Here is a 17573-nt window from a genome sequence, read left to right as displayed (position 1 = left end):
GGACTGATGACAGACAGTAATCAGCAAATCACGGCTGCCGATGCGACCCTGGTCACATCCGGCACCGGGACCAAGGGGCCGGAGGAACGCAAGCTGCCTCAATCGTTGGATGAGGACATGGCCTTGTGCCTGCGGCTGCTCAGGGATGTGTTGGGGGAATTCGATCAACAGCTGCTCAAGCGGTTCGACTCCCTGCGCGAGGACGTGATGACGGCCAGCGCCGAGCACTTCAACCGCCACCCCTCGGACCCCGTGCCTGACGAGGACGGCCTGTCCAAGGCCGTGGCCCTGATCGACGACACATCCGTCAAGGATTCCCAGCTGCTGGCCCGCGCCCTGACCACCTACTTCCACCTGGCCAACCTCTGCGAGGAGAACTACCGGGTGAAGGTCCTGCATGAGCGCGAGGGCAAGGTCGATCTGAAGGTCAAGGGCACCGACCCCATCAACGAGATGACCAGCGCCTACAGCCAGCTGCTTCAGGAGATGGGCCCGGCCAAGGCCTCGGAGCTGCTGGAGAAGCTGGAGTTCCACCCCGTCTTCACCGCCCACCCCACTGAGGCGCGGCGCAAGGCCGTGGAGGGCAAGATCCGGCGCATCGCCAACCTGCTGGCCGTCCGCCGCGGCCTGGGCGGCTCCGAGCTGGAGGAGAACGAGCGTCTGCTGCACAACGAGATTGACGCCCTCTTCCGCACATCGCCCATCGCAGCCAAGAAGCCGACGCCCGTCGAGGAAGCCAACACCATTCTGGACATCTTCGACGCCACGCTCTTCGAGACCATTCCCAAGGTCTACCGCCGCTTCGACGACTGGATGCTGGGCAAGAAGGCCGGCATGGTCAAGCCCGTCTGCCCCGCCTTCTTCCACCCGGGCAGCTGGATCGGCTCCGACCGCGACGGCAACCCCAATGTGACCGCCAAGGTCTCGCGCAAGGTGGCGCGCAAGTTCTCCGACCACATGCTCAAGGCCCTGGTCAAGGCCACCACCACCGTGGGCCGCAACATGACCATGGAAGTGACCACCACGCCCCCCAGCCCTGAGCTGAGGAGCCTGTGGAGCCACCAGAAGGAGATGAGCGAGCGCCTGACCGACCGGGCCACCACCATCTCGCACAACGAGCTGCACCGGGCCGTGGTCCTGGTCATCGCCGACCGCCTGCAGGCCACCATCCAGCGTGACGCCGACCTCATGTATGCCGACTGCGACGACTTCATCGCCGACCTGCGCGTGGTCCAGGACTCCCTGGCCAAGGCGGGCGCGGCCCGTCAGGCCTACGGCCCCCTGCAGGATCTGATCTGGCAGGCCCAGACCTTCGGCTTCCACATGGTCGAGATGGAGTTCCGCCAGCACTCCCTGGTCCACGCCCGCGCCCTGGAGGACATCCGCGAGCACGGCCTGCACGGCGAGCGCGGCGAGCTGCAGCCCATGACCCACGAGGTGCTCGACACCTTCCGGGCCCTGGGAGCCATCCAGAAGCGCAACGGCCAGAAGGCCGCCCGCCGCTACATCATCTCCTTCACCAAGTCGGCGCAGAACGTCAAGGACGTCTACGAGCTGAACCGTCTGGCCTTCGAGCACGCCGAGGACGTGCCAGTCATCGACGTGATCCCCCTGTTCGAACAGCTGGAGGACCTGCAGAACTCGGTGGACGTGCTGGAGGAGATCATCAAGATCCCCGAGGTCCAGGCCCGGCTCAAGGAGACCGGCAACAAGATGGAGGTCATGCTGGGCTACTCCGACTCCTCCAAGGACGCCGGACCCGTCTCGGCGACCCTGGCCCTGCACTCCGCCCAGGAGCGCATCGCCAAGTGGGCCGAGAGCCATGACATCGACCTGACCCTCTTCCATGGACGCGGCGGCGCCGTAGGCCGTGGCGGCGGCCCTGCCAACCGTGCCGTGCTGGCCCAGCCTGTGGGCTCGGTCAACTGCCGGTTCAAGCTGACCGAACAGGGCGAGGTCATCTTCGCCCGCTACGGCAACCCGGTCCTGGCCATCCGCCACATCGAGTCCGTGGCTGCGGCCACACTGCTCCAGTCCGCGCCCAGCGTGGAGGATCGCAACACCACCATGACCGAGAAGTACGCGGATATGGCCGACAAGCTGGACCAGGCCGCCCACGAGCGCTTCCTGGACCTGCTGCACACGCCGGACTTCGCCCCCTGGTTCTCCATCGTGACGCCCCTGAACGAGATCGGCCTGCTGCCCATCGGCTCCCGGCCGGCCAAGCGCGGCCTGGGCGCCAAGTCCCTGGACGATCTGCGGACCATACCCTGGGTCTTCTCCTGGGCGCAGGCCCGCATCAACCTGGCCGCCTGGTACGGCCTGGGCACCGCCTGCGAGAAGTTCGGCGACCTGGAAACCCTGCGTCAGGCCTACGAGGAATGGCCGCTCTTCAGCACCTTCATCGACAACATCGAGATGAGCCTGGCCAAGACCGACGAGCGCATCGCCAAGATGTACCTCTCCCTGGGCGACCGGGACGACCTGAGCCAGAAGGTCCTCTCGGAGATGGAGCTGACCCGCAAGTGGGTTCTGCAGATCGTGGGCGACGAGTGGCCCCTGCAGCACCGCCACGTGCTGGGCCAGGCCATCCGGATCCGCTCTCCCTACGTGGACGCCCTGTCTGTGACTCAGGTGCGCGCCCTGCGGGCCCTGCGTCGTCGCAACGACAAGGAGGAGCTCAGCAAGAGCCAACAGGCCGACTTCATCTACCTGATCCTCTGCACCGTTTCGGGAGTCGCCGCCGGCCTGCAGAACACCGGCTGATCTCTGCTTGACGGTTTAAGGATGAGGCCCCGTTCTCTTGCAGATAGCAGGAGGCGGGGCCTCGCCGTATTCAATTGCCTTTGCTGTGGTCGTGTGTTGTTTTCTGACTGGGTGGTAGGGTGAAAGGCGGGGGATGTCGAGAAGACGGCTGGCTTCGCCATTGGCTCCTGCGATTTGATGCAGGGCTGGCGCTGGCAGGCAGAACGTTGAATAGGCAAGCGGCGTTGATACCGTTTGGTGTTTGGTGAAGGGGTTTTGGTTTCATGCATCTGGTTTCCCGTCTGCGCCGCATCCTGGCGATGGCTGTCATCCTGCTGGGAATGCTGGCCGGCTTGGGCGTCGCATCCGCCCAGGCGGATGCTCCTGTCCACGACCGGGGGGGGGGGTCGTCAGACCCCTCGCGTAGCTGAGCAAACCCCCGGCATTCCCCACGGCAGCGCAACCAGCACCCCGCTGCCCTCGCCATCGCCGATACAAGCCACCACACCATTAAGCCCGACAGCAAGCCCAGGAACCCCGTCATCGACGACAGGAACACCCGGCAGCGCAGACGCCGCTCCTGCCAAGCCATCCGAAAAGTCGGATGGTCAGGCTTCGCATACAGTGCGCTTCGACCCTGCCGACGGCAGCACACCTACTCAGTCAACCGTGAAAACCGGCACGCTCGCCGCTCCCCCGCAACAGAACCCAGTGCGCGAGGGCTTCCGGTTCGACGGGTGGACATACAACAACCAGCCTTTCGACTTGCAGACGCCCATCCTCCAGGACACGACCCTGAAAGCCCAATGGTCGAAAACCACGGACTGGACGCTGAGCCCTGACCATGGGCCCGCCACCGGCACCAAGCTGACCATCAGCCCGCCCGACAGGCAGGAGCCTCAGTTCGCCAGCATCCAAGCCGCTGGAGACCAGTTCCTCGGCCTGGCCGGCGACGGGCGGATCTACACCTGGACGCAGGAGAGCACGCCCAAGCAGGCGCCCTCCCCCGCCCAAGCATCCGACGGGTTCCGCTACCTGCAGGTTGCAGCAGGCAGCCGATGGCAGGCCGCGCTCGGATCCGACCAGCGGATATACACCTGGGCCAGCGGACAGCCCACGCCCGCCATCCTCGACACCGGCAAGGATGCCGGGTTCACCAGCATCAGCATGAACGATGACCGGCTCCTGGCCGTGGACCGGCAGGGACAGGTCCACGCCTGTCAGGCCAGCCAGGCCGACAGCCAAGGCCTGAACCCGAAATTCTTGGAGCAGGCCGCCATCAGCCTGCCCGGGCAAGCGCAGGCCGTCCTCGCTGCGGCCTCCGCCAGCCAGGCGCTCATCGTGGACGCTGACGGGCAAGCCTGGACCTGGGAGATGAGCAACCTCGGGAAAGCCAAGCCCGCACGCGTCAAGCAGGAACCAGACATGCGCACCGTCCAGGCCCAGGCCCTCAACCAGGGGTTCCTCCTCCTGGACGCGGACGGGCAGGCCTGGTACCTGGCTGACAGCACGAGAAGCATGACCCCAGTCAGCCTGCCGGACGGCGTGCAGGCCAACAGGATCACCGCCAACAAGGACCAGGCCGTCATCACTGATGCGGACGGCCACGTCTGGGCCTGGCAGGCCGGCGAAACCCCCAAGCGCGCGGACGACGGGAGCCAGCAGTACGTGCAGGCCGCCGCTGCCGGCAACAGGATCGCCGCCATCAGCAGGCAGGGCGGCATGTTCGCGTGGAGCCTGGACGGGCAGGGCCAGCCCGGCAAACCCAACAGGCTCGACACCACTGCTGCGCCCATCCTGGCATCAGCCAGCCTGGACGGCCAGGCATTGCCGCTCAGCAGGAGCAACGATGCCTGGCAGGCGGGCATGCCCGCCCATAAGCCCGGACAAGCCGCCATCCTCATCAACGGCAGGCAGGACGGGCAGCCTTTCGCCAGGAGCCTTGCGTACACGGTCGACCAGCCGCCGGCACGGGCTGCCGAACCAGGATCCACATTTACCGTCCGCTTCGACACGGGCGGCGGAAACCCAAAACCAGCAGACCAGCATGTCTCCTCCCCGTACGGGAGGGCGAAACGCCCCTCCCCTGATCCGACTCGGGAAGGCTTCCTGTTCGACGGCTGGTTCACCGGTCAGGTCGCCTACGATTTCAGCAGGCCCGTCGACAAGGACCTGACCCTGGCCGCCCACTGGACGCCGGCAGGCCGGAACAGCAGGTGGAGCATCAGCCCTAATAAGGGCAGCCAGCTGGGCAGGGAACCCGCCACCATCACCCCGCCCGACAACGCCAGCCGAGGCATCAGATTCAATCAGGTCAGCGCATCAACATCAACATCAACATACGACGGTAGTGCTTCCTATGGTTTTTCCTTGGCGGTGGGCAGCGACGGGAACGCCTACGCCTGGGGATACAACGGCAATGGCCAGCTCGGCGACGGGACGAGAGACGACAAGCATGCGCCGGTCATGGTGAGGACGCCCGACCGCAAGACGTACCCGGACCTGCCAGCGGACTTCACCTACCAGCAGGTCAGCGCAGGATTGGGTCATTCCCTGGCCCTGGGCAGCGACGGCAACGCCTACGCCTGGGGATACAACAACTACGGCCAGCTCGGCGACGGGACAACCACCGAGCAGCATGCGCCGGTCAGGGTGAAGACACCCGACCGGAAGGCGTACCCGGACCTGCCAGCGGACTTCACCTACCTGCAGGTCAGCGCAGGATACTGGCATTCGCTGGCCCTGGGCAGCGACGGCAACGTTTACGCCTGGGGATACAACAACTCTGGCCGGCTCGGCGACGGGACAACCACCACACGGTATGCGCCGGTCAGGGTGAAGACACCCGACCGCAGCACGTACCCGGACCTGCCAGCGGACTTCACCTACCTGCAGGTCAGCGGCGGAGGATGGCATTCCCTGGCCGTGGGCAGCGACGGCAACGCCTACGCATGGGGAGACAACTCCAATGGCCGGCTCGGCGACGGGACGACCACTCAACGGCATGCGCCGGTCAGGGTGAAGACGCCCGACCGCAAGACCTACCCGGACCTGCCAGCGGACTTCACCTACCTGCAAGTCAGCGCAGGATACTGGCATTCGCTGGCCCTGGGCAGCGACGGCAACGCCTACGCCTGGGGATACAACAACTCTGGCCGGCTCGGCGACGGGACAAGCACCGAGCGGCATGCGCCGGTCAGGGTGAAGACGCCCGACCGCAAGACCTACCCGGACCTGCCAGCGGACTTCACCTACCTGCAGGTCAGCGCCGGAGACTCTCATTCCCTGGCCCTGGGCAGCGACGGCAACGCCTGGGCATGGGGATCAAACAGCAATGGCCGGCTCGGCAACAACAGCTACAGCTCTTCGTCTGTTCCTGTGCGCGTGCGCGACCCCGCCAGCCCCACCGACAGGAGCAAAGGACTGCAAGCCGAACAGGCCAGCGCCAGAGGCGATCATTCGCTGGCCGTGGGCAGCGATGGCAACGCCTACGCCTGGGGATGGAACGGCTATGGCCAGCTCGGCGACAACAGCACAGACACCAAGTCGGCTCCTGTGCCGGTGTCGTTCAGCCTGGCTCTGGTGATCACCGGCGTCAGGTTCGACCAGACCGCTGTATCAGGCCTGACGCGCGGCGACGGCGGCAGCGTCAGCGTGACCACGCCCGCGCACCAGCCGGGCACGGTCACCGTCAGCGTGGACTACACGCTGGGCGGCGCATCCCAAACGCCCGACACTTCTCTCCGATACACGTACATGCCCGCAGGCGTGCTCCCCAAGGCCGGAGGGGAAGGCATCCTGCTCGCCCTGGCCACAGGGATGACCGGCATGGGCGGGGTCCTCGCCTCACGCCGCCACCGGCAGGAAACACGCCAATTGGTTCACGCTTCGCACGAGTAAGAGCGGCCGGGCGGCGTATCAATCCCCCCGCCCCCCGGCCCATACAGGGGGAGCAGGGAGGAAAAGTGTCACTGAAGGCTCAAACCCCAAGAGAGCCCGACACTTCCCTCCCGCGCCCCCACCACACTTCTGCAGGCGGGAGCCAGGGGGGCAGGCATGCACGCCCCCGCCTCTGCCTGGGAGAGGAGGAAACACGGCCAGACCGGCCAGGAGGCCTAACAGCCCCAACCTGCCTGGCCGCTGTTTACTCATCCCATCAATCATGAGTTCCGCCGACACTGGTTCAGGCTGTCATAGTCATTGCGCGATGATAGGGTTGTATCAACTGTACAAAGACGCAGAAACGGATGACATGCACCGTCTGTTGGGGAGACAGTCGGCAGAGTTCTTGGGAGGCTCTGTAAATGGCATTATCGAATATTCCCCACTGTACTTCGCACGAGTAAGGCCGGGTTCCCATCACTGCAATCCGGCGAACTGGCGGCTGTGCCCATCCCAACCGAGCACGGTCGCCATCTACTTCTAAACGGCGGAAAGGTACCCGTCGTAGCGCTCGGGCTTGTCCGAAAACTCCAGGCCAGCCGACTGATACCAGGAGTATCGGCGGGTGCCGCTGTCGTCAGTCCAGATCTCAGGGCAGTCGTTGACCAGCCAGTCCGACGGAATGGCATGGGCGCCACCGGTCGAGGCCAGGGCCAGCGCCTGCCTGAGCTGGTCCTCCTGGCCGGCGGTCAGGCTGCCGGGGCGGGCCGAGAAGAAGAGCGGGGTGCCGGTCCGCGCCAAGAGATCCATCCACTGACGGTTGAGCTCCCAGTCGATTGATTCGGATATGCCCACGCAGTCGGCGTCGGTGGCGTAGAAGCTCCCGTTCTGGGGCAGACGGAAGGCCAGGGTGTTGACCCCGATCTGCCTGGTCCGCTCCCACTGCAGGCCGCTGGTGTCATCGCCGGTCCGGTTGATCTGCATGAAGCCGACGCCCAGGTGGCCGACCACGTTGCACCCCTGAACCAGCATCCCGGCCTTGGTAGCCTGCTCGAAGATGGCCCGGTAGAGCTGCTTGACCACCTGGGCGCTGGTCAGGCTCCGGTCGTAGAAGTGCCAGCCGTCCGGGCTGGGCCAGGGGTTCATCTGGAAGCCCCACCTGCCCAGCAGGTCGAAGGTGCTGAAATCATGCTTGACCAGCTGGTAGCCCCACTCCCCCAGCTGGGCGATGTCCTGGCGGATGTAGTCCAGGGCCTGCGGGTTCGAGGGGTCCAGGCATCCGTTGTGCGGGAGCCTGAACTGGTCGGTAATGGCCTCGTCCTCGTTGAGGAGCGGACGGTACCAGATGCCAGGCTTGATGCCCACGGCCTTGATCTGGTCTGCCAGGGCGCCCATGTCGCCGAACTTCTGGTTGCCACGCCGCCAGGGGCCGCCGTTGTAGTCCTCAAGCCGGTGGTGGTCCTGCCAGCCGTCGTCCACGACCATGGTGGGGCGGTGGGCGTTGCCCTGGGTCAGGTCGGCCAGATACTCGGCATCGGCAAGAATCCGGGAACGGCTGGAGTCCCCGTAGGCGTAGTACCAGTTGTTGCTCCCGTAGACCGGCTCAGGAAGCATAAGGCCCTTGCGGCTGATCCGGGAGCAGAAGTCGCTGGCCACAGCAAAGACCGGACCGCCAGCCCGCTCCTGGAGCGGATATTGCAGGCAGATGATGGTAGCGGCTTCAAGCTGCCGCCCGTCCAGTACCAGCCCACTGCCGCCGTTGCGCAGGTCCATGAAGAGGGTGATACCGGCCGTGTCGACCTGCCAGAAGCAGAAGGCGTTGGCACCGGTGGCCACCCCGTACCCCTCAGCCTGCTCCTGACCTGCCGCCAGGAAGTACCAGGGCATGAACCGGTTGGCGCGCATGGTCTGGAAACCCATGCGGCCGTAGCCACGCTCCCAGGCGTCGCCCAGGTAGAGGTCGTCGGCGGGCATGGACCTGGTCCAGCGCAGGGCCAGGGACCGGATGGAGGTGGAGCCGGCGGTCAGGCTGACCGTCAGAGCGGATTCGCCCTTGAGGCTGACCCTCGCATCGGGGGCTGTGCTGAAGGGCCTGCCTGCGGGCGCGGTCTCCCTGTCGGCATCGGTGGTCAGCGTGATCCAGTCCGGCTCTCCCAGGCTGAGGCTGGTTGGGTTCATGATGCAGTGCTCCTTCATCCCTGTGGTGTGGCAGATGGCGGCGGGTCAGACCCGGACCAGGTCGATCAGGCGGATGGTCTCGGGCTGGCAGCGGGGTATGCGGATGCCCACACGCTCCAGATAGGTGCCGGTGACCTCGGCGGTGCCCAGCGGACCCGTCGGATCCAGGTGCTCCAGCGAGGCCCTGGGCTTGGCGGGGCCGGTCCAGGCCAGCCGATACCGGGCCTTGGGGTCCAGGCCGGGAATACGTAGATAAACACCACGATTATGCAGGGATTCGTCCAACTGGACGTGGGCCAGGATGGCACGGCTGCGGTCGGGGGCCACCACGCCATGGGCCAGGACCGAGGGGTCGGCCAGGTCCAGGCGGACCACACGGCCGGAGTGGAGGAAGCCCCGGTTGGCCTTGTACCAGGTGATCCATTCCTTGAGCCGCTCCAGATCCTCCTCGCTGGCCTGGCGGATGTCCCACTCGATGCCCATGGACCCGAAGACGGCCGTGGCCGCCCGGAAATCCAGGCTGTAGGTTCTGCCGGTCTGCTGGGAGGAGGGCTGGGAGATGTGGGCGCCGATGTACTCGGGGGCCACGGTCTGCTCGGTCCAGCGCTGAATCAACTGCCTGCTCAGGGCATCGGTCATGTCGGAGTTCCAGAAGCGGCGGATCTTCTCGATCACCCCCAGGTCGATGCGGCCGCCGCCCGAGGCGCAGGACTCCCACTCCACCTTGGGGAAGCGAGCGCGGAGAGTGTCCAGCAGGCGATAGTAGGCCAGGGTCTGCTCGTGGATGGCCGGCGCTCCGCCGTGGGCCTGGGAACCGGCCTCAAGCAGGTCACGGTTGTGGTCCCACTTGACGTAGTCGATGTGGCAGGATTCCAGAACCTTGGTCATGGCCTCCAGCACGTGGTTGAAGGCCTGGGGGTTGGTCAGGTCCAGGACCAGCTGATTGCGCTGCAGCTCCGGGTTTCTGGAGGATGCCCTCATGACCCACTCAGGGTGGTCGCGGAAGGCATCCGAATCAGGGTTGATCATCTCCGGCTCGAACCAGAGGCCGAACTGCATCCCCAATTTGTGGACATAATCAACTAATGGCTCTAGACCCTGGGGCCATACCGCAGGGTCCACCCACCAGTCGCCCAGACCAGCCGTGTCGTCCCGGCGCAGATGGAACCAGCCGTCATCCAGAACAAGGCGCTCCACCCCGATGCGTGCGGCCCGGTTGGCCAGGTCGCGCAGGGTGTCGAAGTCGTGGTTGAAGGTGATGGCCTCCCAGACGTTCAGGATGACCGGCTGCTCGCGCGGATGCTCGGGCAGGGTGCGCTCCCAGGCGTGCAGGCTGTTCATGATCGGATCCATGCCATGGTCGGAGGCCGTGACCACGATCCAGGGCGTGCTGTACTCCTGGCCCTGGTCCAGGACCACCTCGCCGGGCAACAGGAGCTCGCCAGCGCTGACACCGGCCGGGGTGGCGCTGTTCCGGTCCACCCGGAGCACGGTATTTCCGCTCCAGGCCGGCTGCACGCAGAGCACCCTGCCGTGATGGAAGTTGAACCCGGGGGTGCCCACCATGACCACAGGCCCCTCGAAGCCGGTGCGGCCCCAGCGGAACTCGCGCACCCAGGCCCCGTCGGCCAGGTCGTGGCGCTGAGGGCTACGCTCACGCTCGTGCCGGCCGGCGAAGTCCAGAATCTGGGTCTGCTGGTCGTCCAGGGGCAGGCGGACCTCCAGACCCTCCAGCAGGAAGGGATCGGCGCCCAGGTTGCGCAGGGTGTGGCGAATCCGCAGGGAACCGCCGGCCATGGCCTCCACCCTGGTCTCCAACCCAAGCTGGGCATCCTCGTCACGGGCCTTGATGATCAGCGAGTCGGCGGTCTGCTCAGGCTGGCCCTCGACCAGGAATCGAGGCGACCAAGAACGGCCGGCCCGGATGCCCTCGGAGCACTGGGCGATCCGATGCCCGGTCAGGCCCGGATGCAGGTAGGTGTTCTGTGCATGCTCCAGCAGCAGGGGCGAATGGGTCGAGGTCCAGGCGGGGGTCTGTTCCAAGCCATTCAGGTCGGGACCCGCATAGAGCCCCCTGATGTCAGGAATATCGGCACCCGGCGTAATGGGCCCCAGGGCCATATAGGTGAATGGCTGATCAGAATGGACCGGCTGTGGAAAGAGCATGAAAAATCCTTTAGTAACTACGGCACAAATGTGCAAAAACAACAATGCTTGATGAACCAGTGAGCCGCCCAGCCCACTGCAGTCGGGCGGCTCCTGATTGATAGACTACTTGACTGCTCCGGCCACCATCCCTGCAATGAAGTACTTTTGCAGGAACATGTAGGCGACCACCATGGGGGCTGCCGCAATCAGGGATGCCGCTGCAGCGACGCCCAGATTGTTGGTGTTGGCCGAGAAGAAGGAGGCCACGCGAGGGGCGATGGTCTGGGCCGAGGGGTCGGTCAGGATGTAGCTGGACAGGGCGTAGTCGTTCCATACTGTCGAGCCGGTCATGATGATCACGGTCGCCGTCACCGGCTTGAGCATGGGCAGGACCAGGCGCATGAAGACCTGGAGCTTGTTGGCTCCGTCCAGCTCGCCGGCCTCGTCAATCGCCGGAGGTATGGCCTTGATGAAGGCCGTGTAGAGGAAGACCGACAGAGGCAGGTTGGTGGCCGTCAGCACCGCGATGATGCCCCAGTAGTTGTTCACCCCGCCGATCTTCACCAGGAAGGAATAGAGGGGGACCAGAATGCTCAGGGGCGGAATCATCATCATGGAGAGGATGAAGGCCGAGACCAGCTTGTTGAACCGGGTCAGGCGCCGAGCCAGGGGGTAGGCCGCAGCCGCTCCCAGGACGCAGACCAGGGCCGTCGTCCCCACGGTCACCACCACGCTGTTGAGCACGGATTTGAGGATGCCGCCCTCGTTGACAGCCTCGGACCAGTTGGACCATGCCATGTCATGGGTGCGCATGCTCAGAGCCGAGCTCAGATCATCCGAGGGTTTGAGCGAGGTGGTGATCGCCAGGTAGAAGGGCAGGAGCTGGCAGAGGCAGACGATGACCAGGAAGAGGTAGATGGCCCAGCGCCCACGCTGGTATGACCGCTCGGCAGGGGTCATCGCATTCTTGTTCTTGCTAGCCATGTCAGGCCTCCCAATCCAGCTTGGCCAGCCCCTTGTTGACCAGCCAGGTCACGATGGCAATCAGGACGAAGAGGAAGACCCCGATGGCCGAGGCATACCCGGCCGCCTGGTTGTCGAAGTAGATCGTGCCGATATAGGTCGAGATGGAGTTGGTGGCATACCCGGGACCGCCGCCTGTCAGCACCTTGACCATGTCGTAGAGCTTCAGTCCTCCGATCAGGTTCAGCACCACGCTGGTCGTGAAGGCGGGCGACAGGAGCGGCAGGGTGATGTTCCAGAACTTCTTCCAGCCGGATGCCCCATCGACCTCGGCGGCTTCGATCACCTCCTGGTCCATGGTCTGCAGACCGGCCAGGTAGATGATCATGGAGACGCCGACGAACTGGATGGAATTCACCAGCACGATGATGCAGACCGAGAACCCCGCATTGTTGAACCAGGCCACCTTGTGCAGACCCAGCGCCGTCATGACGGCGTTCAGAGCACCCTGCTGGTACTGGAAGACGAAGTAGTACATGATGCCCATGATGACCGGGGCCACCAGAGCAGGCAGGTAGATGATGGCCCTGATCAGGGTGCGCCCCTTGATCTTGGCGTTCAGCAGCAGCGCCAGAGCCAAGCCCAGGATCTGCTGGAGCACTGTGCTGCCGATGCCGTAGATGAAGGTGTTGATGACCACCTGTTTGAAGTTGGTGTCAGTCAGCATCTGCTTGTAGTTGGCCAGCCCCACGAAGGACTTGGCGTCGTTGTACCCGTCCCAGTTGGTCAGAGAAAGCCCGATCCCCGACAGGAGCGGATAGATGATGAAGATCACCAGGAGGATGACGGCAGGAAGATAGAAGAGATTGATCGAGGCACCCCTGAAGCGGCGACGACGCGGGGAGGGACCCCTGCCGTGGCCAACGGATGCATCCCTGCCATCCCCATGTAACGGTGATCCGGATTGGGTGTCCTGCGAAGGAATCGCCCCTGAGCGACTATCTGTCATGACTCGACTCCTCTTGGTCGACTAATCAGGAAGACTTCTGGCCATACAGGCTGTTGAAGGAGGTCTTGACCTGATCCGCAGCGGCCTGTGCAGTCAGCTGACCGGTCAGCAGACCGTCGGTCGACTTGGCCAAGGTGTTGTACATGCCGTTGGGCAGGTACTTGCGGTCGAAGAAGGGGACCAGCTTGGTCTTCTTCTCGTTCACCCAGTAGTTGTAGGTCGGCTCGAACTGCCCCAGTGCGGACTTGACGCCGGTCAGGGCCGAATCGTTCATGCTCACGTCGACCAGCTTCTGCAGGTTTTCAGGCTCGGCCATGAAGTCGATGAACTTCAGCGCCGCGTCCTTGTTCTTGCTGGTCTTGGAGACGCCGAAGGTCAGGGTGTCCTCGCCGGTGGAGAAGTAGGGCTTGCCGACCTCGGCGGGAACCGGCATCATGCCCAGCTTGACGTTGGGGTTGTAGGACTGGATCAGCTGGGAGCTGCCGTTGGCGCGGAAGGAGAAGCCGGCCTTGTCCTGGGCCATCAGCCTGGAGATGTCATCCTGGGAGGCGGAGGTGTAATCCACATTGAACCAGCCGTCCTTGGCCCACTTGGCCACCCTGGTGGTGTACTTCTCGTAGACTGCGGTATCGAACTTGCCCTTGGAGAGATCCTTGAGCTGGCTTTCGTCATACATGCCCGGAAGCATATAGTCGGCAAGATCCCCGTTGGGGCCTGCGTCCTTGTTGGAGGAGATGAGCGGAGTGTATCCGGCGGCCTTCAGCTTCGTGCAGGCCTGCTCAAAGGCGTCCCAGGTGTCGATGGACTTGGGATCGATGCCGACCGCATCCATGACCGTCTGGTTGTACATGATGCCCGACACCTGGATGTCGGCGGGCAGGGCGTAGAACTTGCCGTCCTTGGTCTTGAAGACATCGTTGCCTATCGGCTTGAGCCGCTTGGCCCAGGGCCTGTTCTGCAGCGGCTCCAGGAAGTTGCCGTACCGGTCGCGCGACCATCCGTGGGTGTTCCAGATGTCCGGAGGATTGTGGCCCGCCAGACGAACCTTGATGTCGTTCTCGTTGTTGTTGGTGCCCGGAACCATCTTGATGGTGATGTCCGGATTCTTTTCTTCGAACTTCTTGCCCAGGCCCTGAAGAGCCTTGAGCTGGGGGGTTCCCGTAGACTGCATGGTCATGAATTCCACGGTCTTCTTGCCCCCGGAGGAGGAAGAGCCGCAGGCAGCCAATGAGGTTATTGCCATTGCGCAGCAGATGCCGACCGCCGCCACCGTCTTGATCCTATTCATCAACCACTCCTTCGTAGGTTGCTTCTTTGCCGAACACGTTCCATGCGAACAGGAACTCATTCGTGTTTCTTAATATACACGAGTAGATTTATCTGTCAAATATCTGACGCTGATTGCCTGAACAGCTGCTTTTGAAGACAAGGGCTTTCGCAACGGTTGAAAATTTGGTGCCATTTCCCTTGATTTTCTGGCTATAGCCCGGCATGTGCGGACAGGTCAATGGCGGTGTAGAACGGAGTTTGAAAACAACATCAATTCGAGTAGATTCTATATTCCGGGTAGCATGAATTGAGACTGGTGAATAGGCAGATGGGATCGAGCTCTGATGGCTGCAAACAATAAGAAACTCCGACAACGCAGAAGGGCCACACGCACGGATGTGGCCAAGCTGGCCAACGTCTCCACGGCGGTGGTCAGCTACGTCTTCAACAACGGGCCCAGGGCAGTGGCCCCGGACACATCTAAGCGGGTGCGCGAGGCGGCGAAGCTGCTGAACTACCACCCCAACCCCACGGCGCGTGCCCTGCGCACCGGGTATTCCAAGATGCTGGGCGTCATCGTGCCGGATTCGTCCAACCCCTTCAGCGCCGGTATCTACGACGAGCTGCAGACGGTGGCCATGCGGCGGGGGTACTCGGTCCTCTTCATGAACGTGCGCAGCGACCCCGAATTGGAGGAGCAGTCCATCAGGCAGCTGCTGGAGCGCAACGTCGATGCCATTTTCCTCTCATCCTCGCGCAGCTACACACAGCTGAGCATGGCTCATCTTGAGGAGAGCCGCTTCGTCTTCATGGACCAGCCTCACCGGGTGACCAATGCCAAGAGCGTGTCGACCGATTTCTTCCACTCTGGCCTGACCGCCACCCAACACCTGATCGAGCACCGGCACTGCAGCGTCGACATGCTCTTTGGCGGATCCCCTGACGACCGGGGCGACGCCCGCATCCAGGGCTGGTACGCGGCCCACCAGAACGCCAACCTGCCCGCCGGCAGGATTCGCCAAGCCTTCTTCACACGCGAGGGCGGCTATCGCGCCACCTTGGACCTGATTGACAGCGGCAGACCGCCCCAGGCCATTTTCGCCGGTTCCGACATGGAGGCCATGGGCGCTTTGCGAGCCCTGCATGAGCGCGGGTTGCGCATCCCCGAAGACGTGGCCATCGTCTCCTTCGACGGCACCGTCGACTCCCTCTACACCTGGCCGCAGCTGACCACCATGCAGCAGGACACTGAGAAGATCGCCGCCTGCGCCATGAATGCGGCCTTGGAGCCGGACCAGGTCCCCGACGTGCAGATCATCAAGGCGGATCTGGTCATCCGTCACTCCTGCGGCTGCTGATACAACAAACTATCTAAACCATGGATAATATCCATGGCTTCTCATCAATGCAGACCAGCGGCATGCAACAAAAAAGGCGCTGGCGTCATCGCCACAAAGGCAGTGACACCAGCGCTCTTTCAGACTCTATTCAGGCTCCGACCCAGGGTCAGGCTCCGATCAGATCCAGCATTTCGGGAACGGACTTCTTGCCGAACTCCACGGTCTCCTGGCCGTCCTTGCGGATCACGATGCAGGGGACGCTCATGACCTGGTACTGGTCCTTCAGCTCGGGGAAGTGGGCCAGGTCGTAGGCCTCGGCGCGCACCTTGCCATTCTGGGCCGCCACCCGCTGTGCGGACAGCACCGTGGTCGGGCACATGGTGCAGGTCAGGGAGACCAGCATCATCACGTCCACCTGGTCCTTGATGGCATCGATCCGGTCCGAGGTGGGCTGATCCACCTGCTGCCCGGGGCCCGCCGCATTGTAGAGGGCCAGGACGAAGGAGTTGAACTCGTGGCCGCTGGGCACGCCATGGAAGGCCAGCCCGGTCGGCTGGGAGACGCCCTGGTCGTCCACGCGGCAGATGCGCACGCTGGGGCGGGCATCGGGCAGGTCGCCGGCGGGATCATAGTCCTTGCCGTCTTCGTCCGTGCGGGAGTCGACCCTGGAGGTCAGCTTGCCGTCGGAGAGCCCGACCAGCTCGTCCACGAAGGCCTCCAGCTCCTTGGAGACCTGGCTGCCGTCCAGATCCAGGGCCAGCTCCAGCTTTCCGGTCATCTTGCCGAAGACCATGTCCAGCTGCTTGCGGATATCCGGCCCGAAGAAGCCGGAGGTCTTGGCCGGAGCCTGGTCGTGCTCCTGGGCCACAGGCGCGGGCGAGGTGCCCGAGGCCAGGGCGGAGTTCTCGGCCTGCCGCTCGGAGCGGGCGTAGGGGGAATCGTCGGGCCGCGGCGGCACCAGGCCGGTCTTGTCCGACATATTGGAGGCGTAGCGCTCCAGCTCCACGGCGGCCACAGCACCATCGGAGGTGGCGGTGATGACCTGGCGCAGGTTCTTGACCCGCAGATCCCCGGCGGCGTAGATGCCGGGCACCGAGGTCTCCAGGTAGCCGTGGGTCAGCACATAGCCGTGGTCGTCCAGATCCACCACGCCCTTGAGCATGCCGGTCTGGGGCACGTAGCCGGCGAAGACGAAGACGCCGAAGGTGCCGCCGTCCTGGGGCTTCCAGGTGGTGGTCTGTCCGCTCTTGCGGTCCAGAATAGTGGCCTCAACCAGCCCGCCGGGGCCTGCGGAGACCCCCTTGAGCTCGGTGGAGTAGTGGATTTCGATCTTGTCGTTGTTCCGGGCCTCGTCAGCCACGGCGGCGTCGCAGGTGAAGTCCTCCTCGCGCACCAGCAGGGTCACCTTGGTGGCGTACTTGGTCAGGAAGACCGACTCCTCGGCTGCCGCGAACCCGCCGCCGACCACCAGGACCTCGCGCCCGGTGAAGAACTCGCCGTCGCAGGTGGCGCAGTAGGCCACACCGCGGCCCGCGTACTCCTGCTCGCCCTGGAAGCCTATCTTGCGGGGGCTGGCGCCGGTGGCAATCAGGATGCCGAAGGTTCGCAGGTCGCCCCGGGAGGTGTGGACCACCTTGATGTCGCCCTGAGCCTCGATGCCGGTGGCCTCGGCGCTCATGAACTCGGCTCCGAAGTTCTGGGCCTGCTGGCGCATGGTCTCGGTCAGCTTGCGGCCGTCGGTGCTGGCCACGCCCGGGTAGTTGACCACGTCGGCCGTGATGGTGATCTGGCCGCCGAAGTCGTCCTTCTCCAGGATCAGGGTGCGGTACCGCGCCCGGGCCAGGTAGAGCCCTGCGCTCAGGCCTGCAGGGCCGCCGCCGATGATGACCACGTCATAAAGATTCTTGTCTTCCGTCATGAATGCCTCTTCCGAAGGAATGCACGGATGTGCTGGTGTTGGATGCTGGTCGTGAATACAGAAAAGGGAACCCGCCCTGGTCGCTTCCGATCGGCGAGTTCCCGATGTTGGCAGCTGCGGA

General features: G+C 64.2%; 10 protein-coding genes. 4 read left to right on the top strand and 6 right to left on the bottom strand.

The annotated features are described in order from the left end of the window. Window positions 1–6 precede the first annotated feature (6 nt). The 3 genes from P273_RS0105830 (at window position 7) to P273_RS09555 (ending at window position 6645) form a co-directional block, all read left to right on the top strand. Window positions 7–2766: a phosphoenolpyruvate carboxylase gene (locus tag P273_RS0105830; RefSeq protein ID WP_024627532.1), complete on the top strand. Its 2760-nt coding sequence runs from the start codon at window positions 7–9 to the stop codon at window positions 2764–2766. A gap of 263 nt (window positions 2767–3029) precedes the next feature. After that, on the top strand, window positions 3030–3176 hold the full coding sequence (locus P273_RS10165; protein ID WP_253269584.1) for a hypothetical protein: 147 nt from the start codon (window positions 3030–3032) through the stop codon (window positions 3174–3176). Beyond that, window positions 3124–6645, top strand: coding sequence for an InlB B-repeat-containing protein (locus P273_RS09555; protein WP_253269583.1), 3522 nt, complete (start codon window positions 3124–3126; stop codon window positions 6643–6645). The genes P273_RS10165 and P273_RS09555 overlap by 53 nt, the downstream gene beginning before the upstream one ends. A gap of 522 nt (window positions 6646–7167) precedes the next feature. On the opposite strand, the gene P273_RS0105815 is transcribed toward P273_RS09555, so the two are convergent. From P273_RS0105815 to P273_RS0105795, 5 genes are all read right to left on the bottom strand, one after another. Beyond that, the gene (locus P273_RS0105815; RefSeq protein WP_024627530.1) at window positions 7168–8805 is read right to left on the bottom strand and encodes a glycoside hydrolase family 36 protein; all 1638 of its coding nucleotides are present in this window, start codon (window positions 8803–8805) and stop codon (window positions 7168–7170) included. A 45-nt stretch (window positions 8806–8850) separates the two neighbouring features. Continuing rightward, a complete protein-coding gene (locus P273_RS0105810; protein ID WP_024627529.1) occupies window positions 8851–10971 on the bottom strand; it encodes an alpha-galactosidase in 2121 nt (706 codons plus the stop codon). A 105-nt stretch (window positions 10972–11076) separates the two neighbouring features. Then, window positions 11077–11937 (bottom strand): carbohydrate ABC transporter permease, encoded by an 861-nt coding sequence (locus tag P273_RS0105805; RefSeq protein WP_029676218.1) that lies wholly within the window; start codon window positions 11935–11937, stop codon window positions 11077–11079. Between the two features lies 1 nt (window position 11938). Then, window positions 11939–12925: a carbohydrate ABC transporter permease gene (locus tag P273_RS0105800; RefSeq protein WP_024627527.1), complete on the bottom strand. Its 987-nt coding sequence runs from the start codon at window positions 12923–12925 to the stop codon at window positions 11939–11941. A gap of 25 nt (window positions 12926–12950) precedes the next feature. Beyond that, window positions 12951–14213 carry an ABC transporter substrate-binding protein gene (locus P273_RS0105795; RefSeq protein ID WP_024627526.1) on the bottom strand — a complete coding sequence of 421 codons (1263 nt, stop codon included), beginning with the start codon at window positions 14211–14213 and terminating at the stop codon, window positions 12951–12953. A 325-nt stretch (window positions 14214–14538) separates the two neighbouring features. Here P273_RS0105795 and P273_RS0105790 point away from each other — a divergent pair, with 325 nt between their 5' ends. Beyond that, complete coding sequence (locus tag P273_RS0105790) at window positions 14539–15552, top strand: LacI family DNA-binding transcriptional regulator (RefSeq protein ID WP_024627525.1); 1014 nt, start codon at window positions 14539–14541, stop codon at window positions 15550–15552. A 148-nt stretch (window positions 15553–15700) separates the two neighbouring features. On the opposite strand, the gene P273_RS0105785 is transcribed toward P273_RS0105790, so the two are convergent. Continuing rightward, window positions 15701–17452 carry an FAD-dependent oxidoreductase gene (locus P273_RS0105785; protein ID WP_024627524.1) on the bottom strand — a complete coding sequence of 584 codons (1752 nt, stop codon included), beginning with the start codon at window positions 17450–17452 and terminating at the stop codon, window positions 15701–15703. Window positions 17453–17573: the final 121 nt, after the last annotated feature.

Origin of the sequence: Bifidobacterium sp. A11, assembly GCF_000499185.1 — a bacterium.
In the GTDB taxonomy this organism is placed as follows: domain Bacteria; phylum Actinomycetota; class Actinomycetes; order Actinomycetales; family Bifidobacteriaceae; genus Bombiscardovia; species Bombiscardovia mizhiensis.
Note: the sequence above shows the minus strand (reverse complement) of the source record. Positions and strands in the feature narration are given on the sequence as shown.

What these genes read in the sequence shown, in the direction of transcription:
- P273_RS0105830 (WP_024627532.1), top strand. Translation starts at nt 7, where the DNA reads ATGACAGACAGTAATCAGCAAATCACGGCTGCCGATGCGACCCTGGTC.
- P273_RS10165 (WP_253269584.1), top strand. Translation starts at nt 3,030, where the DNA reads ATGCATCTGGTTTCCCGTCTGCGCCGCATCCTGGCGATGGCTGTCATC.
- P273_RS09555 (WP_253269583.1), top strand. Translation starts at nt 3,124, where the DNA reads ATGCTCCTGTCCACGACCGGGGGGGGGGGTCGTCAGACCCCTCGCGTA.
- P273_RS0105815 (WP_024627530.1), bottom strand. Translation starts at nt 8,805, where the DNA reads ATGAACCCAACCAGCCTCAGCCTGGGAGAGCCGGACTGGATCACGCTG.
- P273_RS0105810 (WP_024627529.1), bottom strand. Translation starts at nt 10,971, where the DNA reads ATGCTCTTTCCACAGCCGGTCCATTCTGATCAGCCATTCACCTATATG.
- P273_RS0105805 (WP_029676218.1), bottom strand. Translation starts at nt 11,937, where the DNA reads ATGGCTAGCAAGAACAAGAATGCGATGACCCCTGCCGAGCGGTCATAC.
- P273_RS0105800 (WP_024627527.1), bottom strand. Translation starts at nt 12,925, where the DNA reads ATGACAGATAGTCGCTCAGGGGCGATTCCTTCGCAGGACACCCAATCC.
- P273_RS0105795 (WP_024627526.1), bottom strand. Translation starts at nt 14,213, where the DNA reads ATGAATAGGATCAAGACGGTGGCGGCGGTCGGCATCTGCTGCGCAATG.
- P273_RS0105790 (WP_024627525.1), top strand. Translation starts at nt 14,539, where the DNA reads ATGGCTGCAAACAATAAGAAACTCCGACAACGCAGAAGGGCCACACGC.
- P273_RS0105785 (WP_024627524.1), bottom strand. Translation starts at nt 17,452, where the DNA reads ATGACGGAAGACAAGAATCTTTATGACGTGGTCATCATCGGCGGCGGC.